22 protein-coding genes and 2 pseudogenes are annotated in these 22,350 nt (G+C 70.0%); 14 read left to right on the forward strand and 10 right to left on the reverse strand.

The features are described 5' to 3' along the window. Positions 1-104: 104 nt before the first annotated feature. Positions 105-1,115, reverse strand: coding sequence for an Lrp/AsnC family transcriptional regulator (locus tag C8250_RS03325; RefSeq protein ID WP_138354644.1), 1,011 nt, complete (start codon positions 1,113-1,115; stop codon positions 105-107). Positions 1,116-1,268: 153 nt separating this feature from the next. Between C8250_RS03325 and C8250_RS03330 the strand changes: the two genes are divergently transcribed. Then, positions 1,269-2,735, forward strand: coding sequence for an MFS transporter (locus C8250_RS03330; RefSeq protein ID WP_138354643.1), 1,467 nt, complete (start codon positions 1,269-1,271; stop codon positions 2,733-2,735). Between the two features lie 52 nt (positions 2,736-2,787). Here the strand turns inward: C8250_RS03330 and C8250_RS03335 are convergent. From C8250_RS03335 to C8250_RS03345, 3 genes and pseudogenes are all read right to left on the reverse strand, one after another. Then, positions 2,788-3,102: pseudogene (locus C8250_RS03335) on the reverse strand (hypothetical protein); the annotation flags it as partial. Between the two features lie 66 nt (positions 3,103-3,168). Beyond that, positions 3,169-3,663: an SRPBCC family protein gene (locus C8250_RS03340; RefSeq protein ID WP_138354642.1), complete on the reverse strand. Its 495-nt coding sequence runs from the start codon at positions 3,661-3,663 to the stop codon at positions 3,169-3,171. Positions 3,664-3,722: 59 nt separating this feature from the next. Then, positions 3,723-4,685, reverse strand: a complete 963-nt coding sequence (locus C8250_RS03345; RefSeq protein WP_138354641.1) for a hypothetical protein — start codon at positions 4,683-4,685, stop codon at positions 3,723-3,725. A gap of 149 nt (positions 4,686-4,834) precedes the next feature. Here C8250_RS03345 and C8250_RS03350 point away from each other — a divergent pair, with 149 nt between their 5' ends. Beyond that, the gene (locus C8250_RS03350) at positions 4,835-5,659 is read left to right on the forward strand and encodes a helix-turn-helix transcriptional regulator (protein ID WP_187144717.1); all 825 of its coding nucleotides are present in this window, start codon (positions 4,835-4,837) and stop codon (positions 5,657-5,659) included. A gap of 151 nt (positions 5,660-5,810) precedes the next feature. Here the strand turns inward: C8250_RS03350 and C8250_RS03355 are convergent, their stop codons facing one another. After that, positions 5,811-6,551, reverse strand: coding sequence for a TetR/AcrR family transcriptional regulator (locus C8250_RS03355; protein WP_138354640.1), 741 nt, complete (start codon positions 6,549-6,551; stop codon positions 5,811-5,813). 93 nt (positions 6,552-6,644) lie between these two features. Here C8250_RS03355 and C8250_RS03360 point away from each other — a divergent pair, with 93 nt between their 5' ends. From C8250_RS03360 to C8250_RS03370, 3 genes are all read left to right on the forward strand, one after another. Beyond that, positions 6,645-7,514 (forward strand): NAD(P)H-binding protein, encoded by an 870-nt coding sequence (locus C8250_RS03360; RefSeq protein ID WP_138354639.1) that lies wholly within the window; start codon positions 6,645-6,647, stop codon positions 7,512-7,514. A gap of 257 nt (positions 7,515-7,771) precedes the next feature. Continuing rightward, on the forward strand, positions 7,772-8,203 hold the full coding sequence (locus C8250_RS03365) for a hydrolase (RefSeq protein ID WP_138354638.1): 432 nt from the start codon (positions 7,772-7,774) through the stop codon (positions 8,201-8,203). A gap of 143 nt (positions 8,204-8,346) precedes the next feature. Then, a complete protein-coding gene (locus tag C8250_RS03370; protein ID WP_138354637.1) occupies positions 8,347-8,988 on the forward strand; it encodes a DUF4232 domain-containing protein in 642 nt (213 codons plus the stop codon). Positions 8,989-9,125: 137 nt separating this feature from the next. On the opposite strand, the gene C8250_RS03375 is transcribed toward C8250_RS03370, so the two are convergent. The 3 genes from C8250_RS03375 to C8250_RS03385 form a co-directional block, all read right to left on the reverse strand. Next, a complete protein-coding gene (locus C8250_RS03375) occupies positions 9,126-9,599 on the reverse strand; it encodes a carboxymuconolactone decarboxylase family protein (RefSeq protein ID WP_138354636.1) in 474 nt (157 codons plus the stop codon). Between the two features lie 140 nt (positions 9,600-9,739). Continuing rightward, a complete protein-coding gene (locus C8250_RS03380) occupies positions 9,740-10,333 on the reverse strand; it encodes an ester cyclase (protein WP_198357712.1) in 594 nt (197 codons plus the stop codon). Positions 10,334-10,405: 72 nt separating this feature from the next. Next, the gene (locus tag C8250_RS03385; RefSeq protein WP_138354635.1) at positions 10,406-11,437 is read right to left on the reverse strand and encodes a medium chain dehydrogenase/reductase family protein; all 1,032 of its coding nucleotides are present in this window, start codon (positions 11,435-11,437) and stop codon (positions 10,406-10,408) included. 152 nt (positions 11,438-11,589) lie between these two features. On the opposite strand from C8250_RS03385, the gene C8250_RS03390 reads away from it, so the two are divergent. Beyond that, a complete protein-coding gene (locus tag C8250_RS03390; RefSeq protein WP_138354634.1) occupies positions 11,590-12,237 on the forward strand; it encodes a TetR/AcrR family transcriptional regulator in 648 nt (215 codons plus the stop codon). 49 nt (positions 12,238-12,286) lie between these two features. Here C8250_RS03390 and C8250_RS03395 read toward each other — a convergent pair. Continuing rightward, positions 12,287-12,598, reverse strand: a pseudogene (locus C8250_RS03395) (crosslink repair DNA glycosylase YcaQ family protein); the annotation flags it as partial. Between the two features lie 508 nt (positions 12,599-13,106). Here C8250_RS03395 and C8250_RS43310 point away from each other — a divergent pair. Together C8250_RS43310 and C8250_RS03405 are read left to right on the forward strand one after the other, a co-directional pair. Beyond that, a complete protein-coding gene (locus C8250_RS43310; protein WP_239069452.1) occupies positions 13,107-13,322 on the forward strand; it encodes a hypothetical protein in 216 nt (71 codons plus the stop codon). A 126-nt stretch (positions 13,323-13,448) separates the two neighbouring features. Further along, positions 13,449-13,835: a RidA family protein gene (locus C8250_RS03405; protein ID WP_138354632.1), complete on the forward strand. Its 387-nt coding sequence runs from the start codon at positions 13,449-13,451 to the stop codon at positions 13,833-13,835. Positions 13,836-14,010: 175 nt separating this feature from the next. Here the strand turns inward: C8250_RS03405 and argG are convergent, their stop codons facing one another. After that, on the reverse strand, positions 14,011-15,456 hold the full coding sequence (gene argG, locus C8250_RS03410) for an argininosuccinate synthase (protein ID WP_138354631.1): 1,446 nt from the start codon (positions 15,454-15,456) through the stop codon (positions 14,011-14,013). Positions 15,457-15,740: 284 nt separating this feature from the next. Between argG and C8250_RS03415 the strand changes: the two genes are divergently transcribed. The 6 genes from C8250_RS03415 (at position 15,741) to C8250_RS03440 (ending at position 22,266) form a co-directional block, all read left to right on the forward strand. Then, the gene (locus C8250_RS03415) at positions 15,741-17,240 is read left to right on the forward strand and encodes an MFS transporter (protein ID WP_274599394.1); all 1,500 of its coding nucleotides are present in this window, start codon (positions 15,741-15,743) and stop codon (positions 17,238-17,240) included. Positions 17,241-17,321: 81 nt separating this feature from the next. Beyond that, entirely contained in the window at positions 17,322-17,501 is a 180-nt protein-coding gene (locus C8250_RS03420) for a CopG family transcriptional regulator (protein WP_138354629.1), read from the forward strand. 1 nt (position 17,502) lies between these two features. Further along, entirely contained in the window at positions 17,503-17,847 is a 345-nt protein-coding gene (locus tag C8250_RS03425) for a VOC family protein (protein ID WP_138354628.1), read from the forward strand. A 27-nt stretch (positions 17,848-17,874) separates the two neighbouring features. Continuing rightward, complete coding sequence (locus C8250_RS03430; RefSeq protein WP_138354627.1) at positions 17,875-18,732, forward strand: class I SAM-dependent methyltransferase; 858 nt, start codon at positions 17,875-17,877, stop codon at positions 18,730-18,732. A 145-nt stretch (positions 18,733-18,877) separates the two neighbouring features. Further along, complete coding sequence (locus C8250_RS03435) at positions 18,878-20,089, forward strand: PP2C family protein-serine/threonine phosphatase (RefSeq protein ID WP_138354626.1); 1,212 nt, start codon at positions 18,878-18,880, stop codon at positions 20,087-20,089. A gap of 317 nt (positions 20,090-20,406) precedes the next feature. After that, entirely contained in the window at positions 20,407-22,266 is a 1,860-nt protein-coding gene (locus C8250_RS03440) for a M1 family metallopeptidase (protein WP_138354625.1), read from the forward strand. The last annotated feature ends 84 nt before the right edge of the window (positions 22,267-22,350 follow it).

A 22,350-nucleotide genomic window follows, 5' to 3' on the forward strand; every position in this document is an offset into this window, starting at 1 on the left:
GGCCGCTGAACGCCGTCGGCCGGAGGCGCGTGGGGCATCCTCGGCCCGAAGTCCAGCGCGGCCCTGGCCAACACCCGGTGAGCGAAACGGTAGTGGTGCGCCCGTCACCCGATGCGCAGCGTCGCGGCGGCCTTGTAGGTGCGCAGGACCGGCGCGGTCTCGATCCGTGCGATCGCGTCCAACGCCACCTTGCGGGTCAGGTAGTGGTGCAGTTCCTCCGCGTCCCGGCACAGCGCGTGCGCGACCAGGTTCGTCGGTCCGGTCGTCGCCGCGACCACCGCCAGCTCCCGGTGTCCGGCCAGCTCGGTGGCGACCGCGTCCAGCTGCGAAGGGGCGACCTGCATCCAGAGAAACGCCGAGACGGTCACGCCCAGCAGCGACGGGTCGATGTCCACGTCGAAGAACAGCGCGCCGCGAGACCGCAGTTCGGCAAGCCGGCGGGACACCGTGGACGCCGTCGAACCGGTCGCCGCGGCCAGCTCGGCGTAGCTGAGGCGGGCGTCGTCGCGTAGCGCGTCCAGCAGGAGGCGGTCCGCGTCGGTGAGCAGATACGCGGGGTCCTCCGATGCGGTTCCCGTCGTGCTCGTGTCCCTGCCCGGCCCTGTTCCGGTGGCGCTTTCTGCGCGCAGTCGTGCCTGCTGGGCGGCGTCGAGGGTGTCGACGCGTCCGCGCCACGCGGTCGGTCCGCCGAGGTAGGTGTGCAACAGGTAGTGCGCGGACACGGCGGTGATCCCGGCGGTGCGCGGGATGTCGCGCAGCAGCAGCGCGTGCGCGTCGGGGCCGGTGGGCGTGGTGTGGATGATCGCGACGATCTCGGTGCCACCCGAGGTCAGCCGCACCCACGACGTGTCGGGGCGGCGGGCGAGCGCGACCGCGATGTCGTGCGCGGTGCGCGTCGCGGCGGTCAGCCGCACGAACCACTGGTGCGTGCCGGAGCTGCGCGGCGCGGGCAGCGCGACCACGCGAAGGCCCGCTCGTGCGGACAGCCGGCGGTAACGGCGCACCACGGTCTGGGTGGAGGAGCCGAGGATGTCGGCGACGAGCGTGAACGACGCCCGTGCGTCCACTTGCAGGGCATGGATCAGGCCACGATCCAGATCGTCCAGTACGAGCATATTCACCACGCTAGCCCACCTCGATGGCAGTAATCAGCGAATCCTGCCGCAGGAATGGAACCCAGCACTGGACGAGCGGGACCTTGGTCACAGGTCGCCCGCTCGGCGGGCCCCACACCCCAAGCCGCACACCGCACATCCAGGGGGAGACTCATGTCCCACAACACCGGCCACAGCACGCCGATCGACACCGACCCGAATCAGCCGGCGGGCGGGTCCGCGGCGCCGCCCGCATACCGATGGCGGTGGCCCGCGTTGGCCGCGCTGCTGGTCGCCGAGGCGATGAACCTGCTGGACGCCACGATCGTTCAGGTCGCGGGCCCGGTCATCCACACCGATCTGGGCGGCTCGGCCGCCGCCATCCCGTGGTTCAGCGCCTCCTACACGCTCATGTTCGCGCTCGGGCTGCTGACCGGCGCCCGGCTCGGTGACATCGCGGGACGCCGCCGTGTCTTCCGCATCGGCGTCGCGGCGTTCGCCGTCACGTCCCTGGCGTGCGCGCTCGCGCCGACGGCCGAGACGCTGATCGGGCTGCGCGCGCTGCAGGGCGCCGCGGCGGCGCTGGTCATCCCGCAGACGTTCGGTCTGATCCGGGCGATGTTCGACGGTGACGAACTGCCCAAGGCGCTGGGCACGATCGGCCCGGTCATGGGCCTGTCGGCGGTCCTGGGCCCGGTGCTCGGCGGGGTCCTGACGCACGCCGACCTGTTCGGCTCGTCGTGGCGCGCATGCCTGCTGGTCAACCTCCCCCTCGCCGTCGTCGTCCTGGTCGTCGCACGGCGGCTGCGCGAGGACCGCGCGCCGGTCCGGCCACGGCTGGACCCGGTGGGGACGGCGCTGGCGATGGCCGGCACCGCACTGGTGGTGTGCCCGATGGCGACCGGCACGCCGGGACCGGCGGGTTGGGCGGCGGCGGGCGCGGGTGCGGCCGTCCTGGTGCTGTTCGTCGCCCACCAGCGCCGCACCGCGCGCCGCGGGCGGGCTCCGCTGATCGAACCGGCTCTGCTGCGCGGCCGCGCGTTCCCCGCCGCGCTGGCCACGTCCACGCTGTTCTTCGCGGTCATGAACGGCGTCATGATCACCGTGGTCCTGCATCTGGAACTGGGCCTGCACCGCGGCCCGCTCACCGCGGGTCTGACCCTGCTGCCGTGGTCCGCCGGACTGGCCGCCGGGTCGTGGGCCGCGGGCGCATACCTCGTGCCGCGACTGGGGACCCGTGTCATGCACGCCGGGATCGCCGCCCTCGCCGTCGGGCTCGCCGCCGCGGTCCTCGCCTACCGCTCCGCCGCGCCCGACGTGTATCCGACGGCGCTGCCGTTCGCGCTCGTCGTCGCGGGCCTGGGCACCGGTCTGTTCACCCCGCCGTTCTTCACCACCGCGCTGCGCGGTATCGGCCCCCAGGAGACCGGCTCGGCGGCCGGGCTCCTCAACGCCGTCCAGCAACTCGGCGGCACGCTCGGCGTCGCGGTGATCGGCGGCGTCTACCTCGCCGGAGACGGCACCCCGCGCGGCGCCGCTCAGGCCGCGCTCGGCACGGCCGGGGCGATCCTGGTGGCGACCGCGATCGCCGCGGCCGCAATGACGGCACGGCCCCAGGATCGGGACCGGGACCGGACGTGAAACCGACAGGCGTGACGCGATGGGCCGCCGGTGCCGCTCCCCCGGTCGACCGCTACGGGCGGCGGCCCCCCGCGGACACCAGCGGGGCCGTTGCCAGGTCCAGAAGTCCGGTGTTGACGTTGGCCAAGTGACGGTCGATTTCCTCATCGGTCGCGAGGCCGGCCGCCACGAGCTGACCGCGGATCTGCCGCAGGTCGAAGCCGCCGGCGGGTGGCGGGTCGGCCGCGACGTCGTGGCGCAGTACCTCGACGACGTCGCCGGCGATGCCTTGGGCCCAGGACACGTCGATGTCGGTGGCGACGACCGTTCCGCCGGGCCCGACCCGCCCGGCGAGCCCGGCGGCAACGGAGGGGCCACCGGCACCGATTCCTCATCGCCTTTCGCCGGTGCCGGCGCGTGCCGCCTGGTCGTCAGCATGCCGACCGCACCACGGTCAGCGGTTGTCGCCGCCCTCGGCCACCCAGCGTCCCAAGGAGACCAGCGTGGTCTCCACGCTGTCCGCCATACGCGCGAGCAGCGTCTCGAGGTCTGCGCGATTGCTGCCCAGCACCGGGTCCAGGCCCAGCAATTGCCAGGTCTGCTCCGCCACGGTGCCGGTGCCGAGCGGACGGAACGTCCAGCACCACCGAACGAGCCCGTCCACGACGAAGGCGAACGTGTCGCCGGGCTCGGCCCGCACCACCTGCGAGCGGCTGGTCCACTCCCGATCGCCGCGCCGGTTGCGTCCCGTGAACCAGGCGCCGGCCTGTGGGCCGGCGCCGTCGTCATAGCGCACGTCGCTCACGTTCGGACTCCAGGCGCTGATCATCGACACGTCGCTCACCAGGTCGTAGACCTCCGGTGGGGTGGCCGCGATCCAGGCCTTCCTGCTGAAGTGGAAGTCCTCGGGGTTGAGGTGTTCGAGGGTGTTCTGGTTCGGGGTGGTCATGGAATCTCCCTTGGCGCTGGGGGCCCGGCGACTGCCGGACCCCCAGCTGTGACGGATCGTCAGCAGTGCGGCTGAATGCGCGCGGTGAGCAGGTTGGGGTCCTGCTGAGTGAGGTAAGCGGCCGAGGTCACGTACACGGTGTCACCGCGTACGGCGACGGCCGTGGGGTTCTGCAGGCCGTCCTGAGCACTGAGCACGATGGTGTGAGTACCGTCGGGCTCCACCAGGGCGACCTGGTCGGACTGGTCGAGGGCGGCGAGAATCCGGTCGCTGCGCCCGATGAAGGCGAAGTCGTCGATTCCGGGCAGCTGATCGGCCATGATCTCGGCAGGACCCGCCGTGCCGTTCTTCTTCAGCGGGAAGCGGAGCACGGTGCCCTTGTCCATGTTGGACGCCCAGACGGCGCCGTTGTGCACCTTCAGGCCGTTGGCGCCGAGGAAGCCGGTCGAGGCCAGCTCATTGCCGCTCGCCCAGACCGTCGCGTCACCACCGCTGGTCGGTACGCGCCAGATGACACCACGGACCGAGTCGGTGACGTAGAGCCTGCGGTCGTCCAGAGCCAGCCCGTTGGGCAGGCCGTCGGCCGGCAGCGCGGCGATCCGCTCAGGGGTGCCGCCCGGGGTGAGCCGCCAGACACCGGTGAGATCGCTGGTGCCGGTGGCGTACAGGAAGTACAGCGTGCCGTGTGCGTCCCTGACCAGGCCGGTGACCAGCGGAAAGCCAAGAACCGGAGTGTGCACGCCGCCGTCGGCCGGTGCGGGCAGGGTTGCCAGCACACGGACCGCGCCGTGGCGGGTGACCTGGGCTATCTGGCGAGCGGCGGAGAACGACACGTCGACGCTGCCGTTCGGTTCCCAGGCGATGTTCTCCGGCATCTGGCCGCCGGCCAGATCGAAGTGCTGAGCGATCCGGGCGTGGGACAACGGCGCTGTGGCCGCTGTCGCCGAGCCGGGCCAGCCGACGGAGAGGGAGGCCACCGCGATGGCGGCGACCAGGATGTTCCTTGCGAACTTCTTCGACACGTTCTTCCCTGCGTCGTGGGTGGTGTTGCAGGTCTGCCCTGCACCAGGCCTCACTGTGGGTGCGGTCGGCAGTGGGCAACCAGCCCCGGCTCTGCCTATCCCTGGCTGGGGCAGGCTGCTTGTGGCGTAGGCGCCGCATACTCGGGGCCATGGACGCACACGGACAGCTCGGCACCTTCCTGCAGGCGCGTCGGGCCCAGCTGCAACCGCAGGACGTCGGCCTGCCGACCTACGGCGACCGCCGCCGGGTTCCGGGCCTGCGACGTGAGGAACTGGCGCTTCTGGCGGGCGTGAGCTCCTCCTACTACACGCGTCTGGAGCAAGGGGCCTCCTGCCACGCCTCCGTGGAGGTGCTGGACGCCATCGCCCGCGCGCTGCGCCTGGAGGAGACGGAGCGGCTTCACCTGCGTGACCTGGCCACTGCCTGCCGACACCGGCGCACGGTCCGCCGCCCTCCCGCCGAGCGGCTCGCCCCGGCCGTCCGCGACCTGGTGAGTGCCCTGGACGAAGTACCCGTCGTCGTCACCGGGCGCCGCAGTGACGTGCTGGCCTGGAACACGCTGGGACACGCACTGCTGGCCGGGCATGTGGACCCGACCGGTCCCGAGCGCCCGGCGGACCGTCCGAACATGGCGCGGCTGGTCTTCCTGGACGCTCACATCCGCGAGCTGTACGTCGACTGGCCGGCGAAGGCCCGAGCCGTGGTCGGCAATCTCCGGCTGGTGGCGGGACGGCATCCGCAGGACACCCGGCTCACCTCGCTCATCGGTGAGCTGACCACGCGGAGCACCGAGTTCGCGGGCATGTGGGCCGACCACCGGGTGCGCGCCTGCGACACCGCCGAGTACGAGCTACGGCATCCGCTGGTCGGCACCCTGACGGTCAGACAGCAGACCCTGACCGGGGCATCCGAACCCGAGCAGTCCGTGGTCATGGTCACCACCGCCCCGGCTCGGCCTCCCAGGCCGCCCTGAAGCTCCTCGCCCAGGCCACCGCGGCCGAAGCCAGGGAAGTACCCTCACGGCGAAGCGCCCTCGCGAGCTACCGGCCGGATCCGGACGCCAACAGGTTGGACCCGTAGCCGATTCCGAACTCCCGAAACCAGGCCCCCCACCTGGGTCCGGGTCAGCCCTCCGAGGCCAGGCGGTCCAGCCACTCGCTCAGGAGATGCTGTTCCCCGCTGCTGAGGGTCGTCTGTTCGGGGAGCGCGGCGCGCAGGGCGCGGGCGGCGCCGGCTGGGCCGGCGTCCTGCACGGCCGGCTCCTGGTTGGTCACGGCGGCGACCACGGACTCCCGCAGGGTGGTCAACAGAGCGGGATTGCGCCGGTCTTCGGGCAGGGAGAGCCACGTCAGAACAGCTCCGCGTGCCGTGGCGTGGATGAGTGTGGCCGCGAGTTCCTCATCGACGCGCAGCCAGCCGCCGGCGGCGAGCCGGCGGATCCGGCCCATGAGGATCTCCATACCGGCCTTGAAGGCGGCCGACGTGGCTCTGGTGGGCTCGCTGTACATCAGCGTGTACAGCGCGGGATTGTCCAGACCGAACTCCACCGCCAGGTCCCAGCCGGACCGCAGGTCCTCGATGAGGTCCGGCGGATCGGGGTCGACGTGCTTGGTCGCGAGGAACGCGGCGAAGCCGTGCTCGGCCACCGCCTCGAGCAGCCCGTCCTTGTCGCCGAACAGCCGATAGATGGCCGGTGGCTGCAAGCCTGCCGCGACCGCGACCGCGCGGGTGGTGACCGCGTCGCGGCCCTCGCGCGCCAGCAGGTCGGCGGCGGCCTCGATGACCCGCTGCCGGGGCTCCGCTGCGGCTGCGGTGTCGGGTTCGACGGCGGGAGCGCTGTTCCGGGCGCGTGGAGGCGGTGGCATATATCAACGATACACCACTGATGGTTCCGTCGTTATTATCAGTGATACGCTCAGTGTGATTCCACTGGAACCACATCACACTGGGAGTGCATCATGATCATCGTGACCGGAGCCACCGGACAGCTCGGCCGTCAGATCGTCGAGAGGCTGTTGACGCGCGTGCCGGCGGCCCGGATCGGCGTCAGCGTCCGCGATCCGCAGAAGGCACAGACGTTCGCCGACCAAGGGGTACGGGTACGGCACGGCAGCTTCACCGACGCCGACAGCCTCGCCCACGCCTTCGAGGGCGCCACCCAGGTACTGATCGTCTCCGTCGACAAGATGGGAGAGGAGGCCGTGCGGCAGCACCGCGCCGCGATAGACGGGGCCGTCGCGGCCGGTGCCCGCCGCATCCTCTACACCAGCCACATGGGCGCCGGCGCCGGATCGCAGTTCCAGCCCTGCCGCGACCACGCCGCCACCGAGGAAGCACTGCGCGCCTCCGGCGTGCCGTTCACCTCGCTGCGCAACGGCTTCTACACCGCCAATGCGTTGCAGTTCCTCGGCCAGGCGCTGGAATCCGGCCGCGTCGAACTCCCGGCGGACGGGCCGGTCAGCTGGACCGCGCACGCCGACCTCGCCGACGCGGCCGCCGCGATCCTGGCTGACGAAGGCTGCTTCGACGGCCCGACGCCGCCGCTCACCGCGGCCCAGGCGCTCACCTTCGACGACATCGCCGGCATCGCCACCGATGGCACGGGCCGCACCTTCACCAGGATCACCGCGACCGATGACCAGTTCCGGGAGCAGTTGTCGGGGCACGGCGTCCCCGCCGAGGCGGCGGACCAACTCCTGGGCGTCTTCACCGCCAGCCGCGCCGGCGAATTCGCCGCCGTCGACCCCACATTGGCCACCTTGCTCGGCCGCGAACCCGTCGCCCTGAGCACGGTCCTGCACGAGCAACTGGCCGCCACCGCGCGCTGAGCGCTTCGACGGCCAACGCGAGCCCCTCCGGGTCAGCTCGTGGCCGGGACGGATCCGTCCAGGCCGCCAACGTTGATCGTGCAACTGTTATCGACCGGAAATCTTGTGGCTCATCGCGAGCACCGGGGCACGTCGGTCGGCGACCCCGCCACCGCGCTCTCGCCGCCCGAGCCCTCCTCGGGGCCCGACGTCGTACTCTGCGCTACGAACCCGACTCCCCAGGTTCGCTCTTGGTCCGATCGTCTGAGGTGGACACCATGGGACCGCTCCTCCCCCGGCTTCCGGCCCACTTCTGGACGGTTCCGTACGTGGGCTCCCGCTTCCCGGGATCGACGGCCGTCGCCCGCGAGCCCGGCCTCGCGGCCGGCGCCAACTGCCAGTTGTTCGCCTACGAGGTACTCCGGCACTTCGGCCTGACCCCGCCTGCGCTGCGCTCCAGCGACCTCTGGGACGACACGGAATCCACCGTGCGCGCCCAGATCGTCAAACCGCTCGACCTGCTCCTCTTCAACGGGACCGACGATCCCTACGGCGCCCACGTCGGCGTCTGGATGGACGAGGACACGGTCCTGCACCTCTGCGCGGAGGTCGGCCGTCCGGCCGTTTGGAGCCTGGCCGACTTCGCGGCCCGGGAGCGCTACCGAATCCTCATCGGGGCCAAGTCGGTGACCGCCCCGCACCGCGCTTGAGACCGCTGCACGGCGTTCTTGATGCGACGCGCCGGCAATCGTCGTCGAGTCGGCAAGACACCGTCACCAAGCTGTGAAGGTTCTGCGGGAGGGTTGTTCTCAGCCAAGCGCACACTCGCGCTTCTCATCGGGGGGAACACCACATGAGCACCGTTCGCAGAGCCGCCGTCGTCCTCGTCGCCGTATCCGCGCTGGCTCTGACCGCCTGTGGGCCCAGCGACGACGACGCGGCGGGTGGAGCCGACGGGCCCAGCGCGAGCCCGACGAAGGCCGCGAGCCCGACGAAGCCCGCGACGCCGTCCAAGCCGGCGAAGCCCGTTGCGTCCCCGAGCAAGGGCTCGACCGGCGGCGGCTCGTCGTCCGACCCCGATTACGACGTCTTCCCGTGCAGCACGCACGACCTCAAGTTCACCGCGACCCTGGCGGAGCCCACGACCAGCAGCTACCTGCTGAAGATCACCAACAAGGGCACCAAGGCCTGCAAGGCACTCGGTCACCCGAGCGTGACCTTCGGCGAGCTGGACGGGCAGGCCAACCAGCGCGGCACGGCCCCCGCCATCGAGAAGGCGATCCGGCTCGAGCCGGGCAAGTCCGCCTACGCCGGGCTCATGGGCGGCGCGAACGACGGCAAGGGCAAGACCGTCAACTCGATCGCGATGACCATGGACACCGAGTCGGATGTGGCACAGACGCCGCTCAAGGCAGCGACTCCCAAGCTGTACGTCTCACCCAAGAACTCCGTGACCGCGTGGATGGACAACGCGGAGGACGCGCTCAGTCTGTAAGCACGCCGCGCTCAGGGAAACTCTGTGCGGCGGTGGATTCCACGAGCGGCCGCACCCAACAGCACGCGGCCGGAGCCCCCCGTTGGGGCTCCGGCCGCCGGCCTTCGCGCTGACCGGTCCCGGCCAGGCAGTCCCGACTATCCGAACTGGCCGGGCTGGTAGTCGCCGGCGGGCTGCTGGACGAGCACGTTCACGCGGTTGTAGGCGTTGATGAGGGCGATGAGGCACACCAGTGCGGCGAGCTGGTCCTCGTCGAAGTGCTTGGCGGCATTCGCCCACGCGTCGTCCGGCACGCCTCCGGCCGCGTCGGCGATGCGGGTGCCCTGCTCCGTCAGCTCCAGGGCGGCGCGCTCGGCATCAGTGAACACCTTCGCCTCCCTCCAGGCCGCGACCAGGTTGAGACGGGTCGAGGTCTCCCCGGCGTGCGTGGCGTCCTTGGTGTGCATGTCGGTGCAGAAACCGCAGCCATTGATCTGACTGGCACGGATCTTCACCAGTTCCTGCGTCGCGCCCGGCAGCGTCGAGTCCGAGATCGCCTTGCCGGCCGAGTTGATGTACTTGAAGAACTTGGCCGCGCCCGGGTTGCCGTAAAGGTTCAAGCGAGCATCCATGATGCACTCCTATGCCGTTCCTGCTGGTGACAACTACTTGACGGATCAGCTCGGCCGGATGTGACAGGGCCGAACGTGACGTGCGTCACTTACCTTGTGCGCGGCGAGGGGGCGGCGATGACAGGGGGCCGGCATGCGGTTCAGAGCGCCTGGAGCTGAGTGAGCCAGAGCAGGGTGTCGGTATTGACCCAGTACTCCACGAACTTGCCGTCCTGCATGCGGAGCGTGTCGGTGCCGGTGAAGGTCACCACCGTTCCGGGTTTGGCCTTGGCCCCGGGGAAGCCGCCGGCATAGGTGCCCGTGGCCTTCCAACGCACGGAACCGTAGCGGCCGTCGACCAGCGGGCCGACCTCCGTGGTGAAGCGCAGATCCGGGAACGCCGCGCGCGTCTGCGTGATCCAGTTCACCAGGCCGTCGACGCCTCTGATGGAACTGCCGTCACCGCCGTCGAGCAGGGCGGCGTGCACCCGGAGGCGAGGAGAGATGATGCGCGGCGCCTGTGCGAGATCGCCGTTCCAGAGGCGCAGCCATGCGTCGAGCATCACCTGTGGCTTGTTCGCGGCCCCCCGGTGGTCCTGGGCGGAGACGGTCCGCTCGGCCGCGGTTGTCGGCGAGCTGTCCGCGGCGGCGGCCGTGGCGGTGAAGGCCAGCGCGGCGACCGCCGCGGGTATGAGCAGCCGCGCCCGGCGGAGCCTGGTGGTGGAGATGTGCGTGCGGGTCGGCGTGGTGGTCATGGCGGTTCCTCGCGTTCTCTCTTGGGTCTGCAGGGACGGCGGCGTGCGATCAGTGGCGGCGGACCGGATGCGTCAGGGGTTCAGCACGATCTTTCCGGCGACGGTGCCGGATTCGGCCAGCCGCATCGCGTCGGCGGCCCGGGAGAGGGGCAGTTGGGCGGCGATCTGAGCGGTGATGTCGCCGCGCTGCAGGGCGGCGAAGACCTGAGTGAGGTCGGTGTGCAGCCGGGCCCGGAACCGGTTCTTGGACAGGGCCCGGCCGGCCCAGACGTTGAAGAAGTAGGCGCGGCGGCGGTTCGGCAGCGCGTTCCACAGCCACACCCGGCCGAGCAGCTTGAGCACGGGCCACTGCTTGGATCCCTCGTCGTCCCGGGTGGAGGCACTGCCGTAGGCGACCAGCGTGCCGCCGGGTGCGAGAAGGCTCCAGGAGTCGACAACGCTGCGGCCGCCGATGTGGTCGAAGACGGCGTCGACCCCGCCGGGAGCGAGTGCGCGGACCCGCGTCGCGACGTCCTGGTCGCGGTAGTCGATGGGGGTGACGCCGCGTTCCCGCAGGGCGTCGTGGTGGCGCGCGGAGGCCGTACCGATCACCTTCACGCCTGCGGCGAGGGCGAGTTGGACCAGGACCGAGCCGACACCGCCGTTGGCGCCGTGCACCAGGACGGTCTGTCCTGAGCGGATGCGTGCCGTGCGGTGCAGCATCTGCCAGGCGGTGATGCCGTTGACCACCACGGTCTCCGCCTCCGCCGCGTCGATCCCGTCGGGCACCGGCACCGCGTCCGCCGCGTCGACGAGCACGTGACTGGCCCAGCCGCCGACCTTGACCAGTGCGGCCACCCGGGTGCCGGCCAGGCCCGGCTCGACGCCTTCGCCGGTCGCGAGGACGGTGCCGACCAGGTCGTAACCGGGCACGAACGGGAAGGGAGGCTGGTCGTAGTACCGGCCGCGGCGCATCTGCTGCTCGGCGAAGGAGATCCCGGTGGCCTCCATCCGGATCAGGACCTGGCCCGGACCCACGGTGGGGACGGCTCCGTGCCGGATCTGCAGCCCTTCCGGCTCGACCTTGCCCGGCAGCACTACTTCGACGAGTCCCTGAGCGTTCATGACGACCTCCACTGCGCTTCGGTTGGTTACGCTGTTTCGCGTTCGTTAGAAGTTGTAACGCAGATCGAGAGGGAACGTCAAGAGCTTTCATGATAGGTTCTAACTAAACATTGAACATATAACCTCGGCAGACAGTGCGGACGGTGGCAGGCATGACGGAAACGAGCACGACGACCCCGCGCGAGCGCTACCGCGCCCAAGTGCGTGCGGACATCAAGAAGCACGCGTGGGAACAGATCGCCACGTCAGGCGCGACCGCGCTCTCGCTCAACGCGATCTCCAAACAGATGGGCATGAGCGGACCCGCGCTCTACCGGTACTTCGCCAGCCGCGACGAGCTGATCACCGAGCTCATCCGGGACGCGTACCAAAGCCTCGCGGACACCCTCCGCACGGCCTCCCGCCCCGGCCCCGACGCGGCCACGCTGGCCCAGGTCCTCCGCGGATGGGCGCTCGACGACCCCCACCGGTACTTCCTCATCTACGGCACACCCGTGCCGGGCTACCACGCGCCCGACGACATCACCGCGATCGCGGCTCTCACGATGACGATGGTGCTCGACGCCGTCAGCGCGCTGCCCGCGAACGGCCCCGCGACCTCGTTCGACACGCACCTCGAAGAGCACCGGCAGTGGGCCGACGGCCACCCCGCCCCCGCCGCCGCCCTCCACCGCGGCATGAGGTTCTGGACGCGGCTGCACGGCGTCCTGTCCCTCGAACTCGCCGGCCACTTCACCGGAATGGGATTCGACCCCGCGCTGCTCTACGCCGCCGAGCTGGACGACCTGCTGAACCGCTGAGCACGCCTCCTACCGGCGCGGTCCCGAGCAGAGCGATCCGGTGCGCTGCTCAGTGGGACGACGCGGCGATCCGTACCCGGTCGCTGTCGTCGTCGGAGAGGAACGACGCCAGCGCCTGCCCCTGTTCGGCGACGGCGGTGCGGTCCGCTCGGGCGAAGCGGCCCAGCGGGGTGACGACCACGGTGCCGGCCTCGACGCCCCAGGTCGCTGCGGCCCGGCCGTCGACCAGGACGACGCGAGCGCCGGTGACCGACAAGCCGCGATGGACGTCATCGATGATCCGGCTGCGGTCGTGGTAGCCGAGGATCACGTTGTCGAACGCCGGCAGGAACCGTACCGGGGCCGGTGTGCCGGGATCGGGGAAACGGCACCGACGCGGCGCCCCCGTGGTCAAATGAGTGATCATTTCACTCAGGGGGCAGCTCGATGACCACGTTGCGGACGGATGCCACCGCATCCGCACCCGGCCTGCTCCTGCGCCCCTGGAACGACGGTGACGTCACCTCCCGCGACGCGAACCGAGCACGAGACCGCCCGCAAGAGCGGACCAGCTCACAACGAACGGACACCCCGTGCCCCAGTACCGGCGCCGACGTACCCCCGCCACAGTGGCGCTGCTCCTGAGCGTGCTTGCCCTGGCCTCCTGCTCCGCCGGCCCTGACAAGCCCGCAACTCCCATACCAGCGGCCACCAGCACCGGTGCAGGGACAACCTCGACTCCCCCGGATTCACCGGCCCAGCAGCCGGCCGATCCGGGCACCGCCTCATCGGAACCACAGGCCGAGAAGGTTCGCGACGCCTTCGCGGGACTCCAAGCCACCTTCCAGGACGGCTGCACGCCAGGGAACTGCGCCTACTTCCTGGGCCGCGTGAACGACGAACTCACCCGCATGGAAAAGGCCATGAAGGCGGACCCCCAGGGCCCCGGCCATTTCACCGCACCGCTCGCCCGGACCAAGGAACTCTGGGACACGCTGGGCACGGACCGCTCCTACGCCAACCTCAAGAAGCACCAGGCCCTCCTCCTGGCCACCCGCGACAAGATCAACACCTGGATGCAGGGCCACCCCGAGGACTACCGATAACCCCACTTCCCCACCATCCGGCGGCCCTTCTCAGCGCGGCGCTCCGACCAGTAGGTTCGTTCCCAAGTGTGAGTCGGCAGGTCCTGGACCGGGCGCGACTCCCAACGTCGACTCCAGGGGGATCCCATGCAGCAGCACCATCTCCGACCGGACGGTCTGCCACCGGTCAACGGGTACAGCCACGCCGTCTCTTTCAGCGGGCGCATGGTCGTCATCTCCGGTCAGGTGCCGCTGGACGGGAAGGGGCAACTGGTCGGGGACGGCGACCCGGAGGCCCAGGTACGGCAGGTTTTCGAGAACCTCAGGACGGCTCTCGCTGCGGCCGGCGCCGATATGGAGCAGCTCGTCAAGCTGACGTACTTCTTGACCGATCTCGCGGACCTGGACGTTGTGAGGCGGGTGCGTGACGAGTACATCTCGCTGGAGAATCCGCCGGCCAGCTCGCTGGTACAGGTCAGCGGTCTGGTGAATCCGGCATTCCGGGTCGAGATCGAGGCACTGGCGGCGGCCTGATCAGGCGGGGCCGCCGAGGTTGAGGCCCAGCGCCTGCGACCCTTCCTCGCCACAAGGGCACGCACAACGGGACAGGCCGGCCCGACGCCCTTGGCGCCTGGCCGGCCTGTCCGGTGGTGCGTGCCCCTCACGTGCCGAGCCTTCGGCTCGACGGCCCTCCGCTCGACCGGACCGGTTAGTCCGTGCCGAACTCCATCGCGGCGCGGTCCAGCATCTCGTCGTCGTCGGAGACCTCGCCGCGGGAGGCGATGGCCTCGGCGCCGCCCTCCGGCATGCTGCCGATCAGCCCGGTCGCGGCCGCCTGGGCGGCACCGATGGCGGGATTCGCCGTACCGATCAGACCGAGCGCGGCGTACTGCTCCAGCTTGGCGCGCGAGTCGGCGATGTCGAGGTTACGCATGGTGAGCTGGCCGATCCGGTCCACCGGGCCGAACGCGGAGTCCTCGGTGCGCTCCATGGACAGCTTGTCCGGGTGGTAACTGAACGCCGGTCCCGTGGTGTTGAGGATCGAGTAGTCCTCACCGCGCCGCAGTCGCAGCGTCACCTCACCGGTGACGGCCGTGCCGACCCAGCGTTGCAGGGACTCACGCACCATCAGCGCCTGCGGGTCCAGCCAGCGGCCCTCGTACATCAGCCGGCCGAGGCGCCGTCCCTCGTTGTGGTACTGGGCGACGGTGTCCTCGTTGTGGATCGCGTTCACGAGGCGCTCGTACGCCGCGTGCAGCAGCGCCATGCCGGGCGCCTCGTAGATACCGCGGCTCTTGGCCTCGATGATCCGGTTCTCGATCTGGTCCGACATACCCATGCCGTGCCGGCCGCCGATGGCGTTCGCCTCCATGACCAGGTCGACAGCGGAGGTGAACTCCTTGCCGTTGACCGTCACCGGGCGGCCCTGGTCGAAGCCGATCGTCACGTCCTCGGTGGCGATCTCGACCGTCGGGTCCCAGAACCGCACGCCCATGATGGGCTCCACGGTCTCCACACCGGTGTCCAGGTGCTCCAGCGTCTTGGCCTCGTGGGTGGCACCCCAGATGTTGGCGTCGGTGGAGTACGCCTTCTCCGTGCTGTCGCGGTAGGGCAGGTCGTGGGCGACGAGCCACTCCGACATTTCCTTACGACCGCCGAGCTCGGTCACGAAGTCCGCGTCCAGCCAGGGCTTGTAGATCCGCAGGTGCGGGTTGGCGAGCAGGCCGTAGCGGTAGAACCGCTCGATGTCATTGCCCTTGAAGGTCGAGCCGTCGCCCCAGATCTGCACGTTGTCGTCGAGCATCGCCCGGACCAGGAGCGTGCCCGTGACGGCGCGGCCCAGCGGCGTGGTGTTGAAGTAGGCACGCCCGCCCGAGCGGATGTGGAACGCCCCGCAGGTGAGCGCGGCCAGGCCCTCCTCGACCAGCGCGGCGCGGCAGTCGACCAGGCGCGCGATCTCGGCACCGTAGGTCTTCGCACGACCGGGCACCGAGGCGATGTCCGGCTCGTCGTACTGACCGATGTCGGCGGTATAGGTGCAGGGGACGGCGCCCCTGTCGCGCATCCACGCGACCGCGACCGAGGTATCGAGGCCGCCCGAGAAGGCGATGCCGACGCGCTCGCCGGCGGGGAGAGAGGTGAGGACCTTAGACATAGGAAGATTATGCATCATCACGCATGGTCATGCAAGAACGGCCAGGATCCCGTCTCCCCAACCGGTGTGGTGGCGGGCCGGCGGGCCGGCGGGCCGGCCATGGGGGTCGGACGAAGATCACCTTCGCAACATTCCCCGCGGGGCGCACGCCCGACCCGAGGGCCGGCGCTCGCCAGGCGCGACCTGGGAGGCAACCGCACAATGGGAAACTGAGCCGAGGAGTGATCATGGTTGTTTCCGGTGCCACGAACGGCGGCAGAAGCAAGAATCTCGTTCTCACAGCGATGATTTTCGCTGTGGCGATGACGTTCATCGACCAGACCATCGTGTCCATCGCGGTGCCCGAGATCCAGAGCGAACTGGGGCTGACCAGCACCGGGGTGCAATGGGCCGTCAACGCCTATCTGCTCTCCCTCGCGGCGCTGTTCGCCTTCGGCGGCCGGCTGGCGGACACTCTGGGCCACCGCAAGATGGTCGTGCTCGGCGTGATCATCTTCGCCGGTGCGTCGGCCATGTGCGGGCTCACGCCGAAGGGCGGGGCGGCCCAGGCGTGGATCGTCGTCTTCCGGGCCCTGCAGGCCGCGGGCGGAGCGATCATGTTCCCTGCCGCGCTCGCGATCGTCGTCCAGACGTTCCCGCTGCGCGAGCGCGGGCGCGCGCTCGCGTTGTTCTTCGGCATCGCCGGCGGGCTGACGGCCATCGGGCCGATCCTGGGCGGATACCTCACCGAATGGACCTGGCGGGCGATCTTCTGGGTCAACATTCCGGTGGCGCTGATCGCCCTCCTGCTGATCCTGTGGTCCCGCCCGCAGACCGATCACCGCCCGGCGCCGATGGACTACCGCGGCCTGGTGCTGATCGCGAGCGGTGTGGCCCTGAGCGTGTTCGGCTTCCAGCAGGCGCCTATCTGGGGCTGGGGCAATCCCGGCATCTGGCTGTGCATCGTCGGTGGCGCCGCACTGCTGGTGATCTTCGTCCAGGTGGAGCGTCGGACCGAGTCGCCGCTGATGCAGGTGCGGATCTTCCGCATCCGGGCGTTCCTGGTGGAGAACCTCGTTCTGGGCATCTCGATGCTGGTGTTCGTCCCGGTGTTCTTCTTCGCCAGTGAGTACGCCCAGATCTCGCTGGGAGAGTCGTCGCAGCAGACGGGTCTGTACCTGCTCTACTTCTTCCTCGGCTTCGCGGTCGCCGCACAGCTCGGCGGGCGGATGCTGGACCGGGGCGGCGCCAAGCGCCCGGTGGTCCTGGGGTGCGTGCTGGCCGCTGTCGGCTTCTACTGGTGGGCCGGAAAGGTCGTCGACCTGCACTTCGGCTCGCAGGTGTGGAGCGTGGTCCTGGCGGGCGCGGGCATGGGATTCATGCTCGGCCCGGCCAGTACGGACGCGGTGAACCGCGCATCACGCCTTTCGTACGGCGAGGCGACCGGCATCACGCAGACCGTGCGGAACTACGCCGCCAGCCTGGGCCTCGCCATCCTCGGCACGACCCAGGTCTCCCAGTTCCGCTCGCACATCACGTCCTCCCTCGTCGCGCAGGGCACGCCGCACGATCAGGCGACGGCGCTAGCAACGAAGTACTCGCAGTCCCAGGGCCCGGGCACCGGAACCATCCCGGCCTTCATCCGTCTGGACTTCGCCTACTCCATTCGCACGGTCCTCTACTCCATGTCCGAGATCATGGCCGTCGCGGCAGTCGTCGCCATCCTGGGTCTGCAGCGCGGCCTGCAGCACGACCCGGACGAGGACGTGGCGGCCACGGAGACCTCGAAGACGCCACTGTCCTGACGAACCGCACGGGCGCGGTTCCGGGATGTCTCGTATCGGCGGTGCTGGCAATTCAGTGACCTAGCTTGCTAGCATACTCATGTGGGAGACGAGGATGTGAAGCAGTTCAACGTGTACCTGCCCATCGGGTTGATCAAGCAGGTCAAGCACCGCGCCATCGAGTCGGAGCTGTCGCTGTCGGCGCTGGTGGCCGAGGCACTGCGCGCCTACCTCGATGGCCCCGATCCACGGCAAGAGCGACCGCCCGACAAGGAGAGCTGACATGACGACCGAAGGCATCGAAGCCGTGTTCATCGAGACCCACAACTGGGGCAGGTCGGCGAAGTTCTTCCAGGGACTGGGCTACGAGTTGGACTTCGAGACGGATCACAACTCCGGCCAGCTGCGCAACGGCGACGGTCCCTACCTGTTCATCGCCGAGGTCCCCCAGGACAAGGAGCCCGAGACGCGGCTCGTGCTGAAGGTGCCCGACGCGGAGGCGTTCCAGCCCGCCCCCGGTGTCGAGGTGGTCACCCCGTTCGAGGACACCCACTTCGGGACCAGGGAGATGACCGTCCGCGACCCCGACGGGCGCCTGTGGAGCCTCCAGGCCCCGGCCCAGCAGTGATCATGGGACACGGAGCGGGAGTGCGTCATGGCTGACGAACAGACGGCGGCGCCGGACAGCACGGCAGTGCGGGTGGCCTTGTGGCGGGCCCTGCACGTCCAGGTCGATCCGCCGCCTCATGTCCTGGAGGACGAGATCGGCCTGCAGTTGGCCGACCCCGGAGACGGGTGGCGCCACCGCGGGGACATGGACGCCGACGCGACCAGCTGGTTCCGGGCGTCGATCGTGGCCCGGGCCCGCTTCATCGAGGATCTGGTCGTCGAGCAGGCCGGCAACGGCGTCGGGCAGTACATCGTCCTGGGTGCCGGCCTGGACACCTTCGCCCAGCGCCGGCCGGAGATAGCCTCCCGCTTGCGGGTGTTCGAGGTCGACCGGCCCGAGCCCCAGGCCTGGAAGCGCCGACGTCTGACCGAGCTCGGCTTCGGCGTCCCGGACTGGCTGCGACTCGTGCCGTTCGACTTCGAGGCGGGCGGGTCATGGTGGGACCGGCTGACAGCCGCCGGATTCGACCCGGACCAACCCGCGGTGGTCGCCTCCACCGGAGTCGCCCTGTACCTGACGAAGGAGGCGAACGCGGCCACGCTGCGCCGGCTCGCGTCGCTCGCCCCGGGCTCCACGCTGGCCATGACGTTCCAACTGCCCCTGGAGCTCCTCGAAGAGGAGAACCGCCCAGGACTCCAGGTTGCGGTGAACGGGGCCAGAGCTGCCGGGACGCCGTTCCTCAGCTTCTACGCGCCGCAGGAAATGCTGGCGCTGGCCCATGACTCCGGATTCACCGAAGCCCGGCACGTGTCGGCGTCCCAGCTCAACCAGCGGTACTTCGCCGGCCGGGAAGACGGCCTTCACACGTCGAGCGGGGAGGAGCTGCTGGTGGCGACCACCTGACCCGGCCCCTGACCCTTACCCTTCTCAGCCGGGGCCGGGGCCGGAGCCGGGGCCGGAGCCCGGTCCCAGGTGCCTCAGGCGGTCCGGTCCCGGACGGCCGAGGCAGTCCCCATGCGCCGATCCGAGGGCCACCGATAATGGATGCATGGGTGTCCGGCACTGGTCGGGGAACCGCCTGCTGGTGGAGCCATGGAGCCGCTGCCTGGTGGCGATTCCACTCGCGCTGATCTTCGTGATCACCGTGGTGGACCTCCAGGCTCCGACGGAAGTCCATCTGGGCCCGCTGCTGGTGATCGCCCCCGCCCTCACCGCCTCCCTGGCCGGGGCCCGGCTCACCGCGGTGGCCGGGGTCCTCGCGGTGGCCGCTCAGATCGTCATCGCCGTGTTCCACGGCGGACTGACCACTACGAACCACATCGCCCAGCTCATCGCCCTGACGGCCCTTTCCACCCTGGTGGTCTTCCTCCGCCACATTCGCGAGCGGCAGGAACGTGCGCTGGTCCAGGCGCGCTCGGTGGCGGAGACAGCGCAGCGGGTTCTCCTGCGGCCCCCGCCACGCCGGGTCGGGCCCTTGCGGATCGCGTGGCTGTATCTGTCCGCCGAGGAGGAGACGGAGATCGGGGGCGACCTGTTCGCCGTCGCCCGCGCCGGACATGCCGCGACCCGGGTGGTGATCGGCGATGTCCGAGGCAGCGGTCTGGCCGCCATCGGTGAGGCGTCACTGGTGCTCGGTGCCTTCCGTGAGGGAGCCCACCGCTACGGCACCCTGCCCGAGCTGGTGGCCGTCCTCGAGGACAGCGTGTACCGCAACGTGGACGACGTCGCGGACACCGAGCACGATCCCGGCGAGCACTTCATCACCTGCCTGGTCCTGGAGATCCCCGACGAAGGACCGCAGGGCGAGATGATCAACTGCGGGCATCCCCCGCCGCTGCTGCTGCACGGCGGGCAGGTCACCGCGATGTACGCCCGCCACTCAGCACCCCCGCTGGGCATGTGCGAACCGCCGGTCCCGGTCCACCCCACCGACCCCTTGACCTTCGAGGCCGGCGACATCCTCGTCCTGTACACCGACGGGGTGATCGAGGCCCGCTCACCGGCCGGAGCGTTCTATCCGCTCGCCGAACGCGTCGCCTCCTTCCCCGCCGGCAGCCCCGACGCACTGTTGGACCGCATCCATCGCGATCTGCTCAGCCACGTCGGCGGTAACCCCCTCGACGACGCGGCCATCCTGGTCATCGAACACACCGCGTCCCACCACCCCCACTTCGCCCCCGGAAGCATCAACGGCTTCTCCAGGCTGCATCCCGGCGAGACACGTCGGCCCCAGCCCCAGTCCCAGCCTCCGGTGAGCTAGGCCGAGTTCGTCCGTTCCACCGGCGCAGCGGGGACACGGGGACGCGGGGACGCGGCCGGAACCCGTAACCGGGCGCCAAGAAGACGGCCGAGACGCGTCGGGAGCACCAACACTTTACCTACGCCTGATGGCATGCTCCGGTCACATCTGCCAAGATTCCCGCAGTTGTCGTCCTGACCCCAGAGGTGACAGCCGCAATCCCATCTCAGCGATGGTGCAAGCTCTGCGCACAGCCCGCGGCTTCCCTCCGGCGAACCCAAGCCGGCCGGGCGGCCACCGAGCAGGCCGGAATCCCGGCCGCCTCAAAGGAGTTTCGTGTGAGACCCTCCCCCCACAAGGCCCTCACCGCGACCGCATTCGCCGTCGCCGCGTTGGCCGCCGCTTCGTTCCCCGCCACGCCGGCAGCCGCCGCGCCGCCCACGGCTCAGCCGGCCGCCGCCTGCACTCCGGCCCAGGTGGTCACCAACGGCGGCTTCGAAAGCGGTACTTCGCCCTGGACCCAGTCGCAGACCAGCGTGATCACCAACCGCGCCGGCGAGACCGCCCACGGCGGCACCCACTTCGCCTGGCTGAACGGTGTCGGCAGTACACACACCGACACCCTCTCCCAGAGCGTCACGATCCCTGCCGGATGCAGCACCGCCACCCTCACCTTCTGGCTGCACATCGACACCGCCGAGACGACCTCGTCCACCAAGTACGACAAGCTGACGGCGAAGATCGGCACCACGACGCTGGCGACGTACTCGAACCTCGACAAGAACACCGGCTACGCGCAGAAGTCCTTCGACGTGTCGGCGTTCGCGGGCCAGACCGTGAGCGTCGCCTTCACCGGCACGGAGGACTCCAGCCTCCAGACGAGCTTCGTCGTCGACGACGTCGCCCTCGACACCTCCGGCGGCACCACCCCGCCCGCGGACTCCACCCGCACCCCGGCCTCGCCCTCGTACACCGTCAGCCTGAGCAGCAACACGAGCGGCACCGTCTGGACCGGTCACGAGAGCGCGACCTTCACCAACGCCTCCTCCACTGCGTTGAGCGAGGTGTACCTGAGGCTGTGGGACAACTACCACGGCACCTGCTCCGCCATGCCGATCACGGTCAGCAACGTCACCGGTGGCACCGCCGGCGCGCTCTCGGTGGCCTGCACGGCCCTCAAGATCGACCTGCCGGCGCCCCTGACCCAGGGTCAGACCGCCACGATCGGCTTCGACCTGGGCATCACCGTGCCCAGCGGCGCCGACCGTTTCGGGCACGACGGTGCCTTCAACATGATCGGCAACGCCCTGCCCGTACTCGCGGTCAAGGACGGAGCCGGCTGGCACCTGGACCCGTACACCAACAACGGGGAGTCGTTCTACTCGCTGGCCGCGGACTTCAAGGTGACCCTGGACCACCCGAGCACCCTGCTGGCACCGGCCACCGGCGCCTCGGTCGACACCCCCGGTTCGAGCGGGCGCACTATCACCACGGCGACCGCGTCCAAGGTCCGTGACTTCGCCTGGGCGGCGGGCCCGTTCAGCAAGATCTCCGGCACCTCCGCCGCCGGCACCCCGATCAACATCTACTCCGTCTCCGGCATCAGCTCGGCCAACTCGCAGTCGATGCTCACCACCGCGAAGAACGCCGTGGACGCCCACGCGGGCCGGTTCGGCGCCTACCCGTACGGCGAGCTGGACGCGGTGATCGACAACAACTTCTGGTTCGGCGGCATGGAGTACCCCGGGTTCGTCCTCGACCTGGTCAGCACCACCGCGCTCACCCACGAGATCGGCCACCAGTGGTTCTACGGCATCGTCGGCGACGACGAGTACAACAGCCCCTGGCTGGATGAGGCGTTCACCGACTACGCCACCGACCTGGCACAGAACCTGACCGGCACGAACTGCTGGAACAGCGTCTCCTGGGCCTCGACGGCGGAGAAGATCACCAACTCGATGGCCTACTGGGACGCCCATTCGTCCCGGTACTCCACCGTCGTCTACGGCTACGGCAAGTGCGCCCTGCACGACCTGCGGCGCACCCTCGGCGACAGCGTCATGAGCAAGCTCCTCAAGGACTACGCCACGTCGCACTGGTACGGCGTCTCGACCACGGCCGAGTTCAAGGCGGCCGCCCAGGCGGCCACCGCCACGGACCTGACCTCGTTCTGGACCCAGCACCGCATCGACGGCTGACCTGACATCGGTTCGCCGCGGCGGGCGCCACCCAGGCGTCCCCGCGGCGACCCGGCCACCTCGACACCCACCTCACCGCACCGT

The sequence above is a fragment of the Streptomyces sp. So13.3 genome (assembly GCF_005860785.2).
Taxonomy (GTDB): domain Bacteria; phylum Actinomycetota; class Actinomycetes; order Streptomycetales; family Streptomycetaceae; genus Actinacidiphila; species Actinacidiphila fildesensis.

Coding starts and splice junctions, on each gene's coding strand:
- C8250_RS03330 (WP_138354643.1), top strand. CDS start 1,269: ATGTCCCACAACACCGGCCACAGCACGCCGATCGACACCGACCCGAAT.
- C8250_RS03385 (WP_138354635.1), bottom strand. CDS start 11,437: ATGAACGCTCAGGGACTCGTCGAAGTAGTGCTGCCGGGCAAGGTCGAG.
- C8250_RS03390 (WP_138354634.1), top strand. CDS start 11,590: ATGACGGAAACGAGCACGACGACCCCGCGCGAGCGCTACCGCGCCCAA.
- C8250_RS03370 (WP_138354637.1), top strand. CDS start 8,347: ATGAGCACCGTTCGCAGAGCCGCCGTCGTCCTCGTCGCCGTATCCGCG.
- C8250_RS03430 (WP_138354627.1), top strand. CDS start 17,875: ATGGCTGACGAACAGACGGCGGCGCCGGACAGCACGGCAGTGCGGGTG.
- C8250_RS03355 (WP_138354640.1), bottom strand. CDS start 6,551: ATGCCACCGCCTCCACGCGCCCGGAACAGCGCTCCCGCCGTCGAACCC.
- C8250_RS03380 (WP_198357712.1), bottom strand. CDS start 10,333: ATGACCACCACGCCGACCCGCACGCACATCTCCACCACCAGGCTCCGC.
- C8250_RS03360 (WP_138354639.1), top strand. CDS start 6,645: ATGATCATCGTGACCGGAGCCACCGGACAGCTCGGCCGTCAGATCGTC.
- argG (WP_138354631.1), bottom strand. CDS start 15,456: ATGTCTAAGGTCCTCACCTCTCTCCCCGCCGGCGAGCGCGTCGGCATC.
- C8250_RS03340 (WP_138354642.1), bottom strand. CDS start 3,663: ATGACCACCCCGAACCAGAACACCCTCGAACACCTCAACCCCGAGGAC.
- C8250_RS03435 (WP_138354626.1), top strand. CDS start 18,878: ATGGGTGTCCGGCACTGGTCGGGGAACCGCCTGCTGGTGGAGCCATGG.
- C8250_RS03350 (WP_187144717.1), top strand. CDS start 4,835: ATGGACGCACACGGACAGCTCGGCACCTTCCTGCAGGCGCGTCGGGCC.
- C8250_RS03365 (WP_138354638.1), top strand. CDS start 7,772: ATGGGACCGCTCCTCCCCCGGCTTCCGGCCCACTTCTGGACGGTTCCG.
- C8250_RS03375 (WP_138354636.1), bottom strand. CDS start 9,599: ATGGATGCTCGCTTGAACCTTTACGGCAACCCGGGCGCGGCCAAGTTC.
- C8250_RS03425 (WP_138354628.1), top strand. CDS start 17,503: ATGACGACCGAAGGCATCGAAGCCGTGTTCATCGAGACCCACAACTGG.
- C8250_RS03325 (WP_138354644.1), bottom strand. CDS start 1,115: ATGCTCGTACTGGACGATCTGGATCGTGGCCTGATCCATGCCCTGCAA.
- C8250_RS03415 (WP_274599394.1), top strand. CDS start 15,741: ATGATTTTCGCTGTGGCGATGACGTTCATCGACCAGACCATCGTGTCC.
- C8250_RS03405 (WP_138354632.1), top strand. CDS start 13,449: ATGCAGCAGCACCATCTCCGACCGGACGGTCTGCCACCGGTCAACGGG.